Source organism: Nocardioides sp. QY071 (assembly GCF_029961765.1).
In the GTDB taxonomy this organism is placed as follows: domain Bacteria; phylum Actinomycetota; class Actinomycetes; order Propionibacteriales; family Nocardioidaceae; genus Nocardioides.
On sequence record NZ_CP124681.1, the window covers coordinates 4,748,395 to 4,765,482 of the forward strand.

Annotated in this window: 12 protein-coding genes; 5 read left to right on the forward strand and 7 right to left on the reverse strand. The window is 75.0% G+C overall.

What is annotated here, in order from left to right; all coding sequences use genetic code 11:
• Positions 1 to 229: 229 nt before the first annotated feature.
• The gene (locus QI633_RS22955; protein ID WP_282429322.1) at positions 230 to 1,726 is read right to left on the reverse strand and encodes an MFS transporter; all 1,497 of its coding nucleotides are present in this window, start codon (positions 1,724 to 1,726) and stop codon (positions 230 to 232) included.
• Positions 1,727 to 2,020: 294 nt separating this feature from the next.
• Here QI633_RS22955 and QI633_RS22960 point away from each other — a divergent pair, with 294 nt between their 5' ends.
• From QI633_RS22960 to QI633_RS22970, 3 genes are all read left to right on the forward strand, one after another.
• A complete protein-coding gene (locus tag QI633_RS22960; RefSeq protein ID WP_282427182.1) occupies positions 2,021 to 4,597 on the forward strand; it encodes a LuxR C-terminal-related transcriptional regulator in 2,577 nt (858 codons plus the stop codon).
• Positions 4,598 to 4,726: 129 nt separating this feature from the next.
• On the forward strand, positions 4,727 to 7,519 hold the full coding sequence (locus tag QI633_RS22965; RefSeq protein WP_282427183.1) for a hypothetical protein: 2,793 nt from the start codon (positions 4,727 to 4,729) through the stop codon (positions 7,517 to 7,519).
• Between the two features lie 9 nt (positions 7,520 to 7,528).
• Entirely contained in the window at positions 7,529 to 7,846 is a 318-nt protein-coding gene (locus QI633_RS22970; RefSeq protein ID WP_141797200.1) for an antibiotic biosynthesis monooxygenase, read from the forward strand.
• Here QI633_RS22970 and QI633_RS22975 read toward each other — a convergent pair.
• Genes QI633_RS22975 through purD form a run of 6 tightly spaced genes read right to left on the reverse strand, consistent with a single transcriptional unit; the run spans position 7,833 to position 12,659 of the window.
• On the reverse strand, positions 7,833 to 8,225 hold the full coding sequence (locus tag QI633_RS22975; protein ID WP_282427184.1) for an SRPBCC family protein: 393 nt from the start codon (positions 8,223 to 8,225) through the stop codon (positions 7,833 to 7,835). The two genes, QI633_RS22970 and QI633_RS22975, sit on opposite strands and share 14 nt — an antisense overlap.
• A 5-nt stretch (positions 8,226 to 8,230) precedes the next feature.
• Positions 8,231 to 9,661, reverse strand: coding sequence for an adenylosuccinate lyase (purB, locus tag QI633_RS22980; RefSeq protein ID WP_282427185.1), 1,431 nt, complete (start codon positions 9,659 to 9,661; stop codon positions 8,231 to 8,233).
• Between the two features lie 49 nt (positions 9,662 to 9,710).
• Positions 9,711 to 10,208: a GNAT family N-acetyltransferase gene (locus QI633_RS22985; protein WP_282427186.1), complete on the reverse strand. Its 498-nt coding sequence runs from the start codon at positions 10,206 to 10,208 to the stop codon at positions 9,711 to 9,713.
• On the reverse strand, positions 10,201 to 10,821 hold the full coding sequence (locus QI633_RS22990; RefSeq protein ID WP_141797197.1) for a hypothetical protein: 621 nt from the start codon (positions 10,819 to 10,821) through the stop codon (positions 10,201 to 10,203). The genes QI633_RS22985 and QI633_RS22990 overlap by 8 nt, the downstream gene beginning before the upstream one ends.
• Positions 10,822 to 10,875: 54 nt before the next feature.
• Positions 10,876 to 11,370 carry a GNAT family N-acetyltransferase gene (locus tag QI633_RS22995; RefSeq protein WP_141797196.1) on the reverse strand — a complete coding sequence of 165 codons (495 nt, stop codon included), beginning with the start codon at positions 11,368 to 11,370 and terminating at the stop codon, positions 10,876 to 10,878.
• A complete protein-coding gene (purD, locus tag QI633_RS23000; RefSeq protein WP_141797195.1) occupies positions 11,367 to 12,659 on the reverse strand; it encodes a phosphoribosylamine--glycine ligase in 1,293 nt (430 codons plus the stop codon). The genes QI633_RS22995 and purD overlap by 4 nt, the downstream gene beginning before the upstream one ends.
• A gap of 88 nt (positions 12,660 to 12,747) precedes the next feature.
• Between purD and QI633_RS23005 the strand changes: the two genes are divergently transcribed.
• Positions 12,748 to 14,931 (forward strand): serine/threonine-protein kinase, encoded by a 2,184-nt coding sequence (locus QI633_RS23005; RefSeq protein WP_282427187.1) that lies wholly within the window; start codon positions 12,748 to 12,750, stop codon positions 14,929 to 14,931.
• A complete protein-coding gene (locus QI633_RS23010) occupies positions 14,931 to 17,024 on the forward strand; it encodes a serine/threonine-protein kinase (protein WP_282427188.1) in 2,094 nt (697 codons plus the stop codon). Before QI633_RS23005 ends, QI633_RS23010 begins: the two co-directional genes overlap by 1 nt.
• Positions 17,025 to 17,088 lie beyond the last annotated feature (64 nt).

Genomic DNA, 17,088 nt, shown 5'->3' on the forward strand with positions numbered 1-17,088 from the left:
TGCGTAAGTCCGCGCTCCAGGTGCGTGCAGCGCAAGGCGGGGTCGCGTGGTCAGACTGGGCGTCTTTCGAGCGATCCCAACGCAGCGATGTGCGTGCCTGGGGCGCGGAGTTATGTGGCGGACTTCAGGCTCGGGGCACTAGGGCGCGGCCGGTGATTCTCGGCGGATGCCCGGGCCGTCCAGTGCGTGCGATGGCAAGGCGCCGGTGCGCGGACGGACTGGGCGTCCTTCAAGCATCGGCAACGCCACCAGCGTGCGTGCTGGGCGGTCCGGGCGCCGCCATGGGATCACCGGGCGCGCCCTTCGGCTCGAGGTTGAGCGGGGCCGCCCGGGCCGTGACGCCCAGCACCACCGCGGCCACCAGGCCGGAGGCCGCGCAGATCGACCAGACCGCGTAGTAGCCGCCGAGGCTGCCCCCGTCGACCCGGATCGCCCCGGAGCCGGCGAGGCAGATCGCGAACACCGACGAGGCGATGCCGCCGCCGACGGTCTTCGCGGCGTTGGTGAGCCCGGTGGCCGAGCCGACCCGGCCCGGCGGGGCGACGGCGGCCGCGGCGGCGGGGATCGCGGCGACCAGGCCTCCGGTGCCGAGCCCGATCACGGCCATCACTCCCCAGGCCGCGCCGGGGCTGGCGTGGAAGGGCAGCCACGCGGCGTACCCGGCGGCGTACACGACACAGCCGAGCGCCATCGCGCCCCGGGCCCCGAGGCGTCGGCTCACCGGGCCGAGGGTCAGCGCGCCGATGGCCAGACAGGCCACGTAGAACGCGATCCGGACCGAGCCCTGGGCCGCGGTCAGGCCGAAGCCGTAGCCGTGCACGTCCGGGTCGCTGCGGAAGTACGTCGAGAGCGGGACCTGCGCGCCGAGCAGGGACATCCCCACCAGGAAGGCCGTGGCCTGGACGCTCCACTGCGCCGGCTCCCGGAGCAGCCGGACGTCGATCATCGGGTCGGGGTGGCGTGCCTCGTAGCGCCACCAGGGCACGAGCAGGACCACGCCGATCGCGACGAGGAGCCAGGCGGGGAGCGAGGTGGGGCCGTCGAGCCGGATCGCGACCAGGCCGCCGAGCACGGAGAGCATGGCGAGCGCCATCAGGCCCAGGCCGCCCCAGTCGAACCGGCCGCCCGGCAGCCCGGGGATCTCCTCGAGCAGCGCGAGCAGCGGCAGGCAGAGCGTGACGACGACCGCCGGCAGCACCAGCATCGTGGTCAGGGAGACCCGGTCGGCGAGCTGGCCGGCGAGCACGGCGGCGACGATGACCGAGAGCTCGAGGGTCGCGACCAGGATCGCCGCGGCCCGCCGGGTGAGCCGGCCCTGGTCGGGCCGGCCGGCCGTGCGCCGGTGCATGACGGCGACCTCGATGGGCAGCCAGACGACGTAGGTGCCCTGCAGGGTCCAGGCGACCAGCATCGCCGGGAAGCTGGGTGCGAACGCGATGCCCCAGGTCGCGAGCGCCGTCACGGCGGTCGCGACCAGCAGCACCCGGCGGTGACCGACCAGGTCGCCCAGCCGGGCCAGCGGCGGCACGACCAGCGCCGAGAACACCAGCTGGGCGGCCTCGAGCCAGTTGAGGTCCGCGTACCGGACGTCGAGGTCGTGGGCGATGTCCACCATCACCGGTCCGTAGTAGCCCTGGATCACGCCGCTGGCGACCTCGACGGCGGCCAGCAGCGCGATCACCGCGAGGAGCGGGTGACTCGACGGGCGACATCCGCGACGGAGCATTGTCACGCGGGCAATGGTGGGGGTTCGCTGGACCCGCCGGCGCACGGGGTCCGTACCGCGGACGACCGGGGGCCGGCAGGGCCGGCGTCGCGGGTGGGGCGACGACGCCGGTGAAACCGGTACGGCCCGGACGGACCACATCCCCCCAGGTCCGTCCGGGTCCCACCTCCTGAGTCCTCCTCCTGAGTCCCCCTCCTGAGTCCTCCTCCTGCGCCCTCCTCCTGCGCCGTCGGCCCGCCTGCGGGATGATGGGAACCGGCGTCGTCAGCCGTCGACTCGGGTCGAGGAGGAGCCATGACCGGTGGTGGTCCCGTGCTCCTCGCGCGCGCTCGCCTGCACACCCTCCTCGACGAGCCGGAGCCGCGGCTGAGCGTGCTCGCGGCGCCGAGCGGCTTCGGCAAGACCAGCCTGGCCCGGGCCTGGGTCGAGACCCTCACCGGCACCGACGTCGTGTGGGTGACCCTCGAGAACGAGCTCACGTCGCGCTCGGCGTTCTGGCAGACGGTGCTGGCCGGCGCCGGACGGGTCGGGGTGACGGGCCCTACGACGCCCGCCCCGGCCCTGCAGGCCGAGATCGAGTCCAGCGCCGACCCGGGCGCCGTGATCGCCCGCGGCCTGCGGGCCAGTGCCCGTCCCCTCCTCGTCGTCGACGCCTACGAGAAGGTCCGCTCCGCGGCTGCCCAGGTGGAGGCCGACCTGCTGCAGCTGCTCCGGCTGGTCCCGCAGCTGCGAGTGGTCGTCACGACCCGGACCTCCGGCGGCCTCGCCAGCCCCGCCCGCACCCTGCGCGGCGAGGTGCGGCTGCTGACCGAGGACGACCTCGCGTTCACCCTCGCCGAGACCCGCGACCTGCTCGCCGCGTTCGGCGCTCCCGGGTCCGACGACGGCGCCGCGCGGCTCCACGAGGCGACCCACGGCTACCCGCTCGCGCTGCGGGCGGCGATGCTCACGCGCGAGCCGGCCCGGCCGGTCGTCGGTCGCCGCGAGCCCGGCTGGCAGGCACTGGTCGCCGAGGACCTGCGCGGACAGCTCGAGGGCGGCGCGGCCTACGCCTTCGTGCTCGCGACCAGCGTGCCGCCGTACCTCGACGCCGACCTCGCCCTGGAGCTGTCCGACGCGGTGTCCGGCCCGGCGGAGGTCAAGGAGATGCTCGACGACCTCGAGTGGAACGGCTTCGGCCGCTGGATCCCCTTCGCGCCCGGCCACCAGGTGTTCCAGTACGTCGAGTCGCTGCGCGAGGCGATGCTCGCCGAGGCGCGGCAGCGGCCTCAGGCCGAGCAGGCGCGCGCCGCCGAGCGCAGCGCTACCTGGCTCTACCGCCACGGCAGCCACGAGGCCGCCCTCGAGATGGCGGTGGGTGCAGGGCTGTTCAGCATCGCCGCGCGGGTCTACGCCGCCGCCGTCGCGACGACCCAGGACGCCCATTCCGCCAGCCTCGTCGACCGGCACCTGGCCGCCGTACCGAGCCGGGCGCTCACCCAGTTCCCCGCCCTCGCCTTCGGCCGTGGGTTGGCCTGCTTCCGCGACCCGGCCCTGCGCGGCGCCGCCGCCGACTACTTCGCGATCTCGGCGCGCTGGGACGGTCCGCGCTTCCCCGACCCGACGCCGGGCGAGTACCTGCTGGGGTACGTCGCGAAGGTCGTCAGCCTCCGCCTCCTCGGCCGCATCGAGGAGTCCGGTCGGGCGGCCGCGGAGGCCCTCGCCTTCTTCCGCCGGGTGAGCGAGGAGGAGCCCGAGCGACTCGCCGTCCTCGGCCCGATGGCGCTGCGCCACCTCGCCTACTCCCAGTTCCTGGCCGGCGACCCCGAGGGCGCGCGGGACACCACCTCCCGTGCGGTGGCGATGGCGACGGCGCCGACGGTCCGCAACCACACGGCGGTGTACGCCGTCGGCCTGCCCGCGTTCGAGGGACGGGCCCATCAGGCTCGGGCCGCTCGCAGCCTGGTCGACGCCGAGGCGTGGCGGCCCGGCGAGGACCGGTCCTGGGCCAACGCCCTGGGCCGGATTGGCGAGGCGGTGCTGCTGCTCGACGCCTTCGACTTCGCGGGCGCCGCGGGCTCCTACGACGACTGCGCCTTCCGCGACACCACGGAGTTCTGGCCACTGATGACCTGGACGCTGCTGCACGCCCACGTCGGCCTCGGGTCGGCCGCGGCCGAGGCCCGGCGGGTGGAGGAGCAGCTGCGGCGGGCGCCGGTGCCGCCGGTGATGCGCGACAGCGTCGCCGCGGCCGCCGTCCGCGCCGCCCTGGCGACCGCCTGGCTCGCCGCCGGCAACCACACCCGGGCGACCGGCGTGCTCCATGCCCCGTCGCGGTACGCCGGCCAGCTGGCACCCGCCACCGCGCTCGCCAGCCTCTGCGCGGGCGACGCCGACGCTGTGCTGGCGGCGCTGCCCACCCTGGAGACCCGCCCCGGCCACACCACCCGGTCCCGTGCCGCGCTGCTCACCGTCGGCGCCGCCGCGGCCGCCCGCACCGGACAGGAGGAGGCCGCCGCGGCCCTGCTGCAGCGGGTGCTCGCCCAGGTCGGGGTCGACGGCGCCCGGCTGCACCTGGCCCACCTGCCCGCCGAGGACCTGGCCGGGCTGCGACGTACCGCCGACGAGCGGGGCACCGACGACGTGCGCGCCCATCTCGCCGGCTCCGTGCCCGCGTGCGTCGTCGCCGCGCCGACCGTCCTCGCCCTCACCCGGCAGGAGCGCACCGTGCTGGTCGCCCTCGCCCAGCACGCCACCCGCAGCGACCTGGCTGCCGCGCTGCACCTGTCGGAGAACACCGTGAAGACCCACCTGCAGCGGATCTACCGCAAGCTCGGCGCGCGCTCGCGCAAGGCGGTCATCGAGCGGGCGATCGAGCTCGACCTGCTGTAGCCACGCCGCAGATTGGGTGACATTCGGGGCGATGTGGACTCCGCGGCGTTGCCCGACGGTGGTGCGGGGGCGTTCGGTGGACTCGCCCGCAGTGCTCGGCCTGCGGCGTCCCCGATCGGAGTCCCCACCATGCCTTCTCGCCGCCGCCCGGCGATGGCCCTCGCCTTCGGCGCGGCCACCCTGCTCCTGCTGACCGGCATCGCCCCCGCGGTGGCCGACGACCCCGCGGTCCCCACGGACGGGCCGTCCGCGACGGCCGCCGAGGCCACTGCGGAGCCCACACCCGAGGCGACTCCCGAGACCACGCCCGACGCGGTTCCCACGCCCGAGGCGGCGCCGGAGCCGACGCCCGCGCCGGAGTCCGCGCCGACCCCCTCGCCGACGCCCGACCCGACGCCCGACCCGAAGCCCGCCGAGGGCCGGGCGGAGCCCGCAGCCCCCGCGGCGGTCGACCCGACGGGCATCTCCCTCACCCCGTCCCCGGCCGAGCTCGCAGCCGGCGACCAGGTCGGGTTCACCGTGTGGGCGGTCGACGACAGCGGGCAGCACCTGCACGACGTCAGCGCCGAGGCCGAGCTCGAGTTCGTCGGCGGTGCAGGGACCTGCACCGCGACGATCTGCACCACGACGACCGCCGGCTACTTCGTGATCAAGGCGACCTGGGGCGGCTTCACCAGCATCACCGGACTGCAGGTCTCGCCGGGCGAGCCGGCGGGGATCGCGCTGACCCCGGCGGCCACCACGATCGGGACCGGCCGGCTCACGACCCTGTCCGCGATGCTGTCCGACCGCCACGGCAACCCGATCTCGCCCGCCGACCTCGTCGACTTCAGCGCGGACACCGGGCTCACCTGCGACGACGACGCCAGCACCACGACGTGCACGTCGACGACGCCGGGCAACTACACCGTCACCGCCGCGCTGCGCAGCGACCCGACCCGGACCGCCTCCGCCACGATCACGGTCGAGGAGAGCACCGAGGTGCTGACCGCGCTCGACGTCGATGCCCCGGCCAGCATCGTCGCGGGCGAGACCCTGACGCTGGTCGCCCGCGCGCAGACCGCCGGGAGCACCGTCGTCGACGTCACCGACCGGGCCACCTTCACCGTCGTCCGGCTCACCGAGACCGGCGCGGCCGACGGGTCGGGCCGGGTGCCGTGCCCGGGCGGCTCGTGCATCCTGACCGCCGCGGGGAGGTACTCCGTCTTCGCCACCCTGGACGACCTGGTGATGAACGAGCCGGTGCGCGTCGAGGTGGTGCCCGCCGCCCCGGTCGGCCTCATCCTCAGCCCCGCCACGGCCGCCGTGACGGTCGGCGCCTCGCAAGCCTTCGAGGCGGCGACCGTCGACACCTTCGGCAACCACGGGCCCGCCGCCGGTGCGACGTACGACATCGACGCACCGGGGACCTGCACCGCGAACGCCTGCACCTCGGCCACGCCCGGCACCTACACCGTCACCGCCGCGCTCGACGGTTGGACCGCGACCGCGACCCTGCAGGTGCACGCCGACGCCCACCCGAGCGAGGGCATCGCCAGGATCGAGGTGGCCGCGACCGCGCCCAGCGTCGAGGCCGGCACACCGGCCACCTTCGTGGTCCACGCCTACGACGCCGAGGACCGGCCGATCGGCACGGTCACCGACGACGCGACCCTCGAGATCGCCGGAGCGGGCAGCTGGACGACGCCGGCCGGCGAGCGGACCCTGGCATGCAGCGCCGACACCTGCACCTCCACCGTCGCCGGCGAGCACACCGTCACCGCCCATCTCGGCGACCTCAGCGCCACCACCACGATGATCGTGGTCCCCGGGCCGCTGGCCCGGAGCGGCCTGGGCCCGAGCAACGCGGTCATCCGTGCCGGTGAGACGCAGGACTTCGTCGCCGGCATCATGGACCGGTACGGCAACATCGCCGAGGCGACCCCGACGCCGTACGCCATCGACCTGGAGGCCAGCGCCGGCGCCAGCTGCACCGGCCAGACCTGTGGCTCGACCAGGCCCGGCGTCTACGTGATCCGGGTGCGCGCGGTCGACGGCACCGACATCGAGGCCGGGCCGAGCTGGCTGTTCGTCGGGATCCTGACCGTGATCCCGGGCCTGCCCCACCACCTCGGGATCGAGCCGCCGAGCACGACCGTCCCGGTCGGTACGCCGGTCGACCTGACCGCGACCGTCTACGACGAGTACGACAACCCGATCGACGACGTCACGGCCGAGACCACCTTCGTCGCCCCGGCCGGTGCGACCTGCGCGGCCAACCGGTGCTCGAGCACCGTCGCGGCGTCGTACGACGTCACGGGAAGCCGCGACGGCCTCTCGGACGTGGCCAGCCTGCGGTTCACGCCCGGCCCGGTCGACCGGGTGGTGCTCTCCCCGAGGACCGCGACCGTGACCGCGGGCCAGACCCAGGCGTTCCGGGCCGCGGGCGTCGACGCCTACGACAACGAGGTCGGCGACGTCACCGACGCCACCACGTTCACGGTGACGGCGCCCGGCTCGTGCACGGCGAACCGGTGCGGCTCCGCGCAGGCCGGCGAGCTGACCGTGACCGGCTCTTACGTCGTGCCGACGCCGCGACGGTGCTCGTGCACCGGCCTGTTCGCCGTGCTCGCCGCACCCGGCGACACCGTCATCGCGACGGCGACGCTGAGCGTCACCGCCGCCCCGGGGAGCGGCCCGGGCACGGGTGACCCGGGTGCCGGCGTACCGCAGGCGGGTGGCGGTGCCGGCGGCGGGAACGGCGGTGGCGCTGACGGTGGTCAGGATGGTCAGGACGGCGGGCAGGGTGCCGGTGCCGGGGACGCCGGTGCCCTGCCCGCGACCGGGTCGGCGGTGGCCGGATGGCAGGGCGTGCTCGGCCTCCTGCTGCTCGCCGGCGGGTTGCTCTGCGCCCGCGGCGGACGCACCCGGCGCCGTGCGTAGGCTCGAGGCATGTCCGTCGTGAAGATCAACGCCATCCAGGTCCCGCCGAACGCCGGCCCCGAGCTGGAGAAGCGGTTCGCCGCCCGCGCCGGCGCGGTCGAGGGCTCCCCTGGCTTCCTGGGCTTCCAGCTGCTCCGGCCCACCGCCGGCGAGGACCGCTACTTCGTCGTCACCCACTGGGCCGACGAGGAGTCGTTCGCCGCGTGGCGCGACGGCGATGCCCGCGCCGCGCACGCGACGCCGGAGGGCGAGGCCCCGCGCAAGCCGGTCTCGACCGGCGCCAGCCTGCTGGAGTTCGAGGTCGTGCTGGACGTCAAGCCTGCCTGAGGCGGTCCGCCGCACGACGCAGGTCGGCCACCACGGCCGGCCGGGCGCCGGCGGTGAGCAGTCTCCCCAGGCCCAGGCCCCGCACGGCGAAGTCCGCGCTCACCGTGCAGCCCCCGTCACCGGTGGCGGTGAAGCGCAGCTCGAGCCGGGCCCGGAACGGGCCGAGCTCGCCCTCCTCGACCCAGCGGTACGGCGGCTCGGCGAGCGTCGTCCGCATGCGGGGGCGCACGCCCGGGACCACGGTGACGTCGGTCCACGCGGTGCCCTGTCGTCGTACGTCAGCGACGGCGCGCAGCGAGGATTGCCACTGCGGCCGGTTGCGCGGGTCCTCGAGGTAGGCGAAGGCCCGGTCCGCGGGGACCGGGAAGGCGACCTCCACCGAGGTCAGAGGATCGCGCCCGGGTGGTAGTCGGCGGCGCCGGGGTGCGCGGCGACGACGGCCGCGACCTGGCGACAGACCTCCTGGGTCTGCGCGACCGCGGCACCGGTGAACGTGATCGGCTCGGCGACCAGCGACTGCAGCTGCTCCTCGGTGAGGCCGAGGCGCTCGTCGGCGGCGAGCTTGGCGAAGACGTCGTTCTCGGCCTGGCCCTGGCGCATCGCGAGGGCGGTGCCGACCGCGGCCTCCTTGATCGCCTCGTGCGCGCTCTCGCGGCCGACGCCGTTGCGGACCGCGGCCATCAGCACCTTGGTGGTGGCGAGGTAGGGCAGGTAGCGGTCGAGCTCGCGCTGGATGACCGCCGGGAAGGCGCCGAACTCGTCGAGCACGGTGAGGAAGGTCTGGAACAGGCCGTCGACGGCGAAGAAGGCGTCGGGCAGCGCGACGCGTCGTACGACGGAGCACGAGACGTCGCCCTCGTTCCACTGGTCGCCGGCGAGCTCGCCGACCATGGACAGGTAGCCGCGGGTCACGACGGCGAGGCCATTGACCCGCTCGCAGGAGCGGGTGTTCATCTTGTGGGGCATCGCGGACGAGCCGACCTGGCCCTCCTTGAAGCCCTCGGTCACGATCTCGTTGCCGGCCATCAGGCGGATCGTGGTGGCGAGGTTGGATGGGGCCGCGGTCAGCTGGACCAGCGCGGAGAGCACGTCGAAGTCGAGGGAGCGCGGGTAGACCTGCCCGACACTGGTGAGCACCCGGTCGAACCCGAGGTGCTGCGCGACCCGCTTCTCGAGGTCGGCGAGCTTGTCGGCGTCGCCGCCGAGCAGGTCGAGCATGTCCTGCGCGGTGCCCATCGGACCCTTGATGCCACGCAGCGGGTAGCGGCCGAGGAGGTCCTCGATCCGCTCCACCGCGATCATCAGCTCGTCGGCGACGGTGGCGAACCGCTTGCCGAGGGTGGTGGCCTGCGCCGCGACGTTGTGGCTGCGACCGGCCATGACCGTGGCCTCGTGCTCGGCGGCGAGCCGGCCGAGGCGGGCCAGGGTGGCGACCGCACGCTCGACCAGCAGCTCGAGGGACTGCTTGACCTGCAGCTGCTCGACGTTCTCGGTCAGGTCGCGGCTGGTCATGCCCTTGTGGATGTGCTCGTGCCCGGCGAGGGCCGCGAACTCCTCGATCCGCGCCTTCACGTCGTGGCGGGTGACCCGCTCGCGGGCCGCGATGCTCGCCAGGTCGACCGCGTCCGCACCCTGGTCGGCGACCTTCTCGTAGGCCTCGACGACGCCGTCGGGTACGTCGATCCCCAGGTCCTTCTGCGCCTTGAGGACGGCGATCCACAGCTGCCGCTCGAGGACGATCTTGTGCTCGGGCGACCAGATGGCGGTCAGGTCGGCGGCGGCGTAGCGGGTGGCGAGGACGTTCGGGACGGTCACGGGTGGTGATTCTCCCACGGTTGGCCCGGCCCGCCGTACTCCACGAGCGTCAGCGGACGGGACGCACCAGGACCAGCTCGCCGTCCTCGTTGCTCCCGCGCACCCCGGTGAATCCGGCCTTGGCCGCCACCCGCAGGCTCGCGGCGTTGTCGGGCGCGATCGAGGCCCGCACCCGCACGCCCGCCGCGTCGGCGCGGGCGAGCAGCGCGCCGAGCGCCTCGGTCGCCAGTCCGTACCCACGCGCCTCGGCCACCAGCCCGTAGCCCACCTCGACCTCGGGCACCTCGTCGTCGGCCGGCTGGGGCGGACCGAAGAACCCGATCGAGCCGATCACCACGCCCTGCTTGAGCGACACGATCGACCGCGGACCCCACGGGTCGCCGTCGTGCCACAGGGTGGCGGCGCCGCGGTCGTCCTCGCGGGGGAACTCCGGGTGCCAGCCCGGCAGCCGCTCGCCGGAGCGGATCGCGGTCACGGTCGGCTCGTCCCACAGCACCAGCTGCAGGCGGTCGGTACGCACGCCGGCGGGCTGAACAGGCTCAGTCATCGAGGGCCACCGCCCGGCCGTCGTAGGCGGCCAGCTGCTGGGCCACCGCCGCGAGGTCGACCCGCCAGACATCCTCCGGCCCCGGCGGCAGGATGTCGTCCCAGTCGACGACGAACGAGCCCCTGACCGCCGGCAGGCCGGCGGTGCGCGCGAGCAGCCAGACATGCAGGTGCTCGGCCCCGTCGCCGACGCGCTGCACGTGGCAGCGGGCGATGTGCTCCAGGCCCTCCACGATGCGAGCGATCCGGGTCGCCAGGACGCCGAGCTCCCCCGCCATCGCATCGTCGAGGTCGGGCAGGTCCAGGTGCGCCCACGGCTCGAGCATCAGCACGAGCGGCAGCCCGCTGCGCTCGGGGAGATGCTTGAGCCGCCACCGATCATTGGTCCAGATGACGCCGTCGGAACCGGCGTCGCAGATCCGGCAGTCCACTCCGCCGGCGCCGGCGCGCTCGCCCTCGGCACCGGGTGGCGCAAGCGGCTTGGGGGCCAGCACCCCGTCGACCACCTCCCACGGGAAGACGTCCCACGCGGCGACGTCGGGGAGGGGGACCCGGCCGTGCTCGTCGGCAGCGGCCATCACGCGGGCATGGACCTGTTCGGCGGACTCAGCCATGGCGCCACTTTGCCAGCGCCGGACGCGGCGTGCAGCGGCGCCCCACAGGGGGCCTCAATCCCCCAGCATCCGCTGCCACCACACCACGTCGATCCACCGGTCGAACTTCCGGCCGACCTCGCGCAGCACCCCCTGCCGCTCGAACCCGCACGCCCGGTGCAGGCCCTCGCTGGCGTCGTTGGGCAGCGCGATGCAGGCCAGCGCGGTGCGTACGCCGCCCGCGCGCATCCGGGCGAGCAGGTCGTCGTACAGCAGGCGCCCGAGGCCCTGGCCCGCCGCCCCCGGCGCGACGTAGACGGTCACCTCGCGGGTGCGGTCGTAGGCGCCGCGCTCGCGGTAGGGGCCGGAGTAGGCGAAGCCGACCACCTCCCCGTCGACGTCCGCGACGAGGAAGTGGTCGCCCGGATGGGTGGACGCGAGCTTCCCCTCCCATACCGAGCGCGCGGGAGGCGTGGTGTCGAACGTGGCGTGGCCGGTGCGGACCTCGTGGCCGTAGATCGCCGCGACTGCGTCGAGGTCGGCGTCGCCGGCCCGCCGGACGGTGGTCACGAGTCCTCGGCCCGGCTGAGGGACGCGCCCTCGACGACACCGAGGGGCTCGGCCGCGATGTCGGTACGCCGCTGCATGCCCGGGAAGGAGACGAGGTCGGCGGCGGCGTAGGCGCGGGAGCGGGCGTCGGCGACGTCGTACCCGACCGCGCGCACCGCGAGCACCCGGCCGCCCGCGGTGACCAGGCGGTCGCCGTCCCCGTCGTCGACCAAGGCGGTCCCGGCGTGGATGACGTCGACGTCGGCGACCCCGTTGGCGCGACCGACGCCCGTGATGACGTCGCCCTTCGACGAGGACTCGGGGTAGCCGGCCGAGGCGAGCACGACGGTGACCGAGGCGCCGTCGCGGAACCGCGGGGCCTCCACGTCCGCCAGCCGCCCCTCGGCCGCGGCCAGGAGCAGCGAGCCGAGCGGCGACTCGAGCAGCGCGAGGACCGGCTGCACGTCCGGGTCGCCGAAGCGGCAGTTGAACTCGATGACCCGCGGGCCTGCGGCGGTGAGCGCGAGGCCGACGTACAGGCAGCCGACGAACGGCGCGCCGCGGCGGGCCATCTCGTCGAGGGTGGGCTGGACGACGGTGTCGACGACGGTTCCGGCCAGGTCGGCGGGCGCCCACGGCAGTGGGGAGTAGGAGCCCATGCCGCCCGTGTTGGGGCCGCGGCCGCCGTCGAAGATCCGCTTGAAGTCCTGCGCCGGCTGCAGCGGCCGGGTGGTGGTGCCGTCGCAGACCGCGAACAGCGACACCTCGGGCCCGTCGAGGAACTCCTCGACCACGACCCGGCCACAACCCGCCGCGTGGGCCAGCGCCTCGGCGCGGTCGAGGGTCACCACGACGCCCTTGCCGGCGGCGAGCGCGTCGTCCTTGACGACGTACGGCGCCCCGAACTCGTCGAGCGCCGCGGCGACCTCCTCGGGCGTGGTGCAGGTGCGCGACCCGGCGGTCGGCACGCCGGCGGCGGCCATCACCTCCTTGGAGAACGCCTTGGAGCCCTCGAGCTGAGCGGCGGCCCGCGACGGCCCGAAGACCGCGATCCCCGCCTCGCGTACGGCGTCCGCGACGCCCGCCACCAGCGGCGCCTCCGGCCCGACGACGACGAGGTCGGCGCCGAGCGAGCGGGCCAGGGCGGCGACGGCCGCACCGTCCATCGGGTCGACGTCGTGGAGCGTCGCGAAGGCGCCGATGCCGGGGTTGCCGGGGGCGGCGTGCACCTCGCCCACGCCGGGGTCGCGGGAGAGGGCGAGAGCCAGGGCGTGCTCGCGGCCGCCGGTGCCGATGACGAGGGTCTTCACGGACGCCGATCCTAGTGGGGGTCGGCGCCCGACCCGGCTCGGGCAGACTGTGCCCACAGACGGCTCGGGACGCGTGGAGGTTGGTCGGATGCAGGCACCGCAGGTCGGGGAGGTCCTCGGGCGCTACCGGATCGAGCGCGAGGTCGGCCGCGGCGGCATGGGCGTGGTCCTCGCCGCGACGGACACCCGCCTCGGCCGGACGGTCGCGCTCAAGGTGATCACCGGGCCCCACACCGCCGACCCGCAGTTCCGCCAGCGGTTCGAGGACGAGGCCGCGATGCTGGCCCGCATCGACTCGCCGTTCGTGGTCCGCCTGCTCGACCACGACAGCCAGGGGCCGAGCCCCTACCTCGTCACGCAGTACGTCGACGGGACCGACCTGGCCCGCCACGTCCGCAGTCTCGGGCCGCTGCCCGCGCGGGACGCGCTGGCGCTGTGCGCCCAGGTCGCGCGCGGGCTCGGCGCGGCGCACCGCGCCGGCATCGTGCACCGCGACCTCAAGCTCAGCAACATCCTGGTGCGCGACATCGGTACGCCGGAGCAGCACGCCTACGTCTGCGACTTCGGCATCGCGCGCGGGGACGGGCTCCCCCGCCGTACCGCCGCGGGGGTCGTCGTCGGGAGCTGGACGAATCTCGCCCCCGAGCGGACCGAGGGCACGCCCGCCACCCCGGCCAGCGACATCTACGCCCTCGGCTGCGTGCTGTGGACCTGCCTGACCGGCACGCCGCCGTACTCCGGCAGCGAGGGTGAGGTCGCGCTCGCCCACGCGCAGGCACCGGTGCCGCAGCTGCCCGGGGCCGACGCCTTCACGGCCCGCCTCAACGCCCTGCTGGCCCGGATGCTCGCCAAGCACCCGGCCGCCCGGCCCGCTGACGCGGGCGAGGTGCGCGACGAGCTCGAGCGGCTGGTCGCCGCGGCGCCGCTGTCGCCGTCGGCGGCCGCCCGGCCCACCATCGAGCGCCCCCTGCCCGCACCGCCCGCGCCGCCCGCCGCGCCGCCCCCTCCGCCCTCGCTCCCCCCGCTCCCCGACCCTCTCTTCCGGCGCCGGCGCCGTTGGCCCTGGGCGGTCGCGGCCCTCGCCGTCGTCGTCGTGGCCGCGGGCGCCACCGGCACCGGCCTGGCCCTCCGCGACGACGAGGACCCACCGGCCCGGGCCGCCGCCGACGGCGACGCCGTGACCGGCGATCTCGACGGCGACGGGTTCGGCGACCTCGCGGTCCTCGAGCTGTCTCCACCGGACACCAGTGACTTCGACCAGCCGCCCGGCCACCTCGAGCCGCACACCCGCTGGCGACTGCTGTCCGACGGCGGCAGCTTCGGCGAGCGGACCGAGGCGTCGGCCCCCGCGCCGACCTCGTGGCCCAACGGCGTCGGCACCCTCACCCATGCCGACGTCGACGGTGACGGGCGGGCGGACCAGGTCTGGACGACGATCGACGAGGACGACCAGGCCGTCGTCGACGTGATCCCGGCGGAGGGCGACCCGTGGCACGCCAGCTGGTCCGGAGAGGGCTGGTCCAACCAGGGGCGTCCGCTGGTGGTCGACCTGAGCCAGGACGGCCGGCCCGACCTGGTCTACCTCAACGAGTTCCACGAGGACGACGAGCTGGTGATCGACGTCGCGGTGGCGAAGGGCGACGGCTTCGCGGAGCCGAAGCCCTGGCTGAAGGCACCCGGCTACGCCTCCACCGAGCTCTACCTGCGCGCCGGCGACGTGGACGGCGAGGGCCACGACGACATCGTCATGCAGGTCACCCGCAGCGGCAGCGCCGCCATCCTCCTCCAGACCCTCACCTCGGACGGCAAGGCCCTGCGTCGCGAGGGCACCGAGCAGCGGCTCGACGTGACCGGCTACACCCGCGGGATCATGCTCATCACCGACATCGACGGCGACGACGCCGACGAGCTGGTGCTCGCGGGCCGGCACGGTCTCGCCGCCCGCAGGCTCACCGAAGGCGTGCTCGCCGAGTCCACCCCGCTGTGGACCACTACCCCCGACCAGTACCGCGACTGGCGGTTCCGGTCGCGGGACTACCAGAACACCTACTGGGTCTCGCGCCTGTGGCAGGCCGCGGACGTCGACGGCGACGGCGACAGCGACCTCGTCAACCTGTTCCCCCAGCCGGACGGGTTCGCGCTCGAGGTCTACCGCAGCGAGGGCGGCGCCCTGGCGGCACCGGTCACGTGGGGCACGATCCCGTGCGGCCCGGCCGGGTCCGACGGGGAGCGGTGCCTCGACAATCCGCAGACCATCGAGGTCGTGCACTGATGACCGGTACGCCGCACCCCGGCGCGACCCTCGGCCGCTACCGGATCGACCGCGAGCTCGGCCGCGGCGGCATGGGCATCGTCTTCGCCGCGACCGACCTGCGCCTGGGCCGCACCGTCGCGCTCAAGGTGATCACCGGGCCCTACGCCGCCGACGCGGCCTTCCTGCACCGCTTCCACGCCGAGGCGACCGTGCTCTCGTCGCTCGCCTCACCCCACGTCATCGACATCCACGACCACGACGAGATCGACGGCACCCCGTTCATCGTGACGCAGTACGTCGACGGGCCGGACCTCGCGCAGTGGCTGGCCGTGCGCGGCGCGCTGCCCGCCGACGAGGCGCTGCGGCTGTGCGCCCAGGTCGCGCGCGGCCTGAGCGACGCCCACCGCGCCGGGGTGATCCACCGCGACGTGAAGCCGGCCAACGTGCTGCTGCGCGACCCGGGCACGCCCGACGAGCACGTCTACCTGTGCGACTTCGGCATCGCCCGCGGCGACACCGGCGGGTACACCGCCACCGGTGCGATCACTGGCACCTGGGCCTATCTCGCGCCGGAGCGCACCCGCGGTGACGCGGCGACGGTCCGCACCGACCTGTACGCCCTCGGCTGCGTGCTGTGGGCATGCCTGACCGGCGCGCCGCCGTACAACGGGTCCGACGTGCAGATCGCGATCGCCCACACCCAGGCCCCGGTCCGCCAGCTCCCCGCGACCAGCCCGTTCGCCGTCGAGCTCAACGCGTTGCTCGCGCGGCTGATGGCCAAGGACCCGCAGGACCGGCCCGCCGACGCGGCCACCGCCCGCGCCGAGATCGAGCACCTCGCGGCCGGCGCGCCCTCCGCGGTGCTCGCGCCGCCTCCCCCACCTGCGACGGCCGCCCCGAGCGCGGGGCCCACGACGGCACCGACCCAGGCCCCGCCACCGCCTCCGCCGGCAGCCCCGACCCCGCCGGCACGGCGGCGACGCTGGCCGGTCGCGGTCGCCGCGGTCACCGCCCTGGCGGTGGCCGGCGGCGGCCTGGCGGCCTGGCGGGTGCTGCGCGACGAGGCCGACGCCGAGCCGGGCCCCGCTGCCAGGACGGCGACCGTGCAGGGCGACGTCGACGGCGACGGGTACGGCGACGTGGTCGTGCACGAGCCGAAGGGCGACGGCGCCAGCGGGGTGGTGTGGACCGTCCACTCCAACGGCGGCACCTTCCTGTCGCCCGAGTCGATGCCGGCCGAGCCGGGTGAGCCGCACCTGGCCGACATCGACGGCGACGGCACCGCGGAGCAGGCGTGGGTCTACCGCGCCGACGCCGAGGACGACATCCACCTGCGGACCGTCGGGAGCGACGGCCGGATCGACCAGGCGACGATCAGCCTCCCCGAGGAGATGGCCGGACTCACCGGCTCGAAGTACTTCGCGGACGTCGACGGCGACGGCGACGACGACCTGGTGGTCGACGGCAACACGGACGCGGGGCCGGTCATCGCGGTCGCGCTGTCCGACGACGGCTTCGGCGAGCTGACCCGCTGGCACGACGGCCTCGGCGCCGACTCCTCGGTGGCCGCGTTCGGGGACTTCGACGACGACGGCGACGACGACGCGGCGATGGTGCTGCTCACCGAGGGAGCGCCCGACGCCGAGCACCTCACCCGCAACCTGGTCCTGCTGCGTGCCGACGACGACCACTTCACCGACGGCCCGCCGGTCGCGCTGCCGCCGCTGACCTGGAACGACGCCGCCTGGCTCGCCGGCGACGTGGACGGGAAGGGCGCCGACGAGCTGGTCGCCGTGCAGGGCGTCGGAGGTCAGGCCGGCGTCGCGACGCTCGACGGCGACGCCTTCACGCAGCTACAGACCGCGTGGGCCGGCAACGTGAGCGCGGAGGACTGGAACAAGCGGATCGCCGAGGGGCCCGCCCTCCCGCCGCACCGCTACCTGCTCTCCGACGTCGACGGCGACGACGACGCGGACCTGGTGCGGTTCGAGGGCGACTACGGCGACCGGCTCGGGGTCCTGGTCAACGGCGACGGACGGTTCGCCGACCCGGTCGACTGGGTGGACCTGCCCTGCCGCTTCTGCGAGGAGCTCCCCCAGATGGTCGACTGACGTCCCGTGTCTCCCGTGGGGCACACTGGCCCGCGTCTGACCACTCGACTCGGGAGAGAGACCT

What these genes read in the sequence shown, in the direction of transcription:
- QI633_RS22955 (WP_282429322.1), bottom strand. Translation starts at nt 1,726, where the DNA reads ATGCTCCGTCGCGGATGTCGCCCGTCGAGTCACCCGCTCCTCGCGGTG.
- QI633_RS22960 (WP_282427182.1), top strand. Translation starts at nt 2,021, where the DNA reads ATGACCGGTGGTGGTCCCGTGCTCCTCGCGCGCGCTCGCCTGCACACC.
- QI633_RS22965 (WP_282427183.1), top strand. Translation starts at nt 4,727, where the DNA reads ATGCCTTCTCGCCGCCGCCCGGCGATGGCCCTCGCCTTCGGCGCGGCC.
- QI633_RS22970 (WP_141797200.1), top strand. Translation starts at nt 7,529, where the DNA reads ATGTCCGTCGTGAAGATCAACGCCATCCAGGTCCCGCCGAACGCCGGC.
- QI633_RS22985 (WP_282427186.1), bottom strand. Translation starts at nt 10,208, where the DNA reads ATGACTGAGCCTGTTCAGCCCGCCGGCGTGCGTACCGACCGCCTGCAG.
- QI633_RS22990 (WP_141797197.1), bottom strand. Translation starts at nt 10,821, where the DNA reads ATGGCTGAGTCCGCCGAACAGGTCCATGCCCGCGTGATGGCCGCTGCC.
- QI633_RS23005 (WP_282427187.1), top strand. Translation starts at nt 12,748, where the DNA reads ATGCAGGCACCGCAGGTCGGGGAGGTCCTCGGGCGCTACCGGATCGAG.
- QI633_RS23010 (WP_282427188.1), top strand. Translation starts at nt 14,931, where the DNA reads ATGACCGGTACGCCGCACCCCGGCGCGACCCTCGGCCGCTACCGGATC.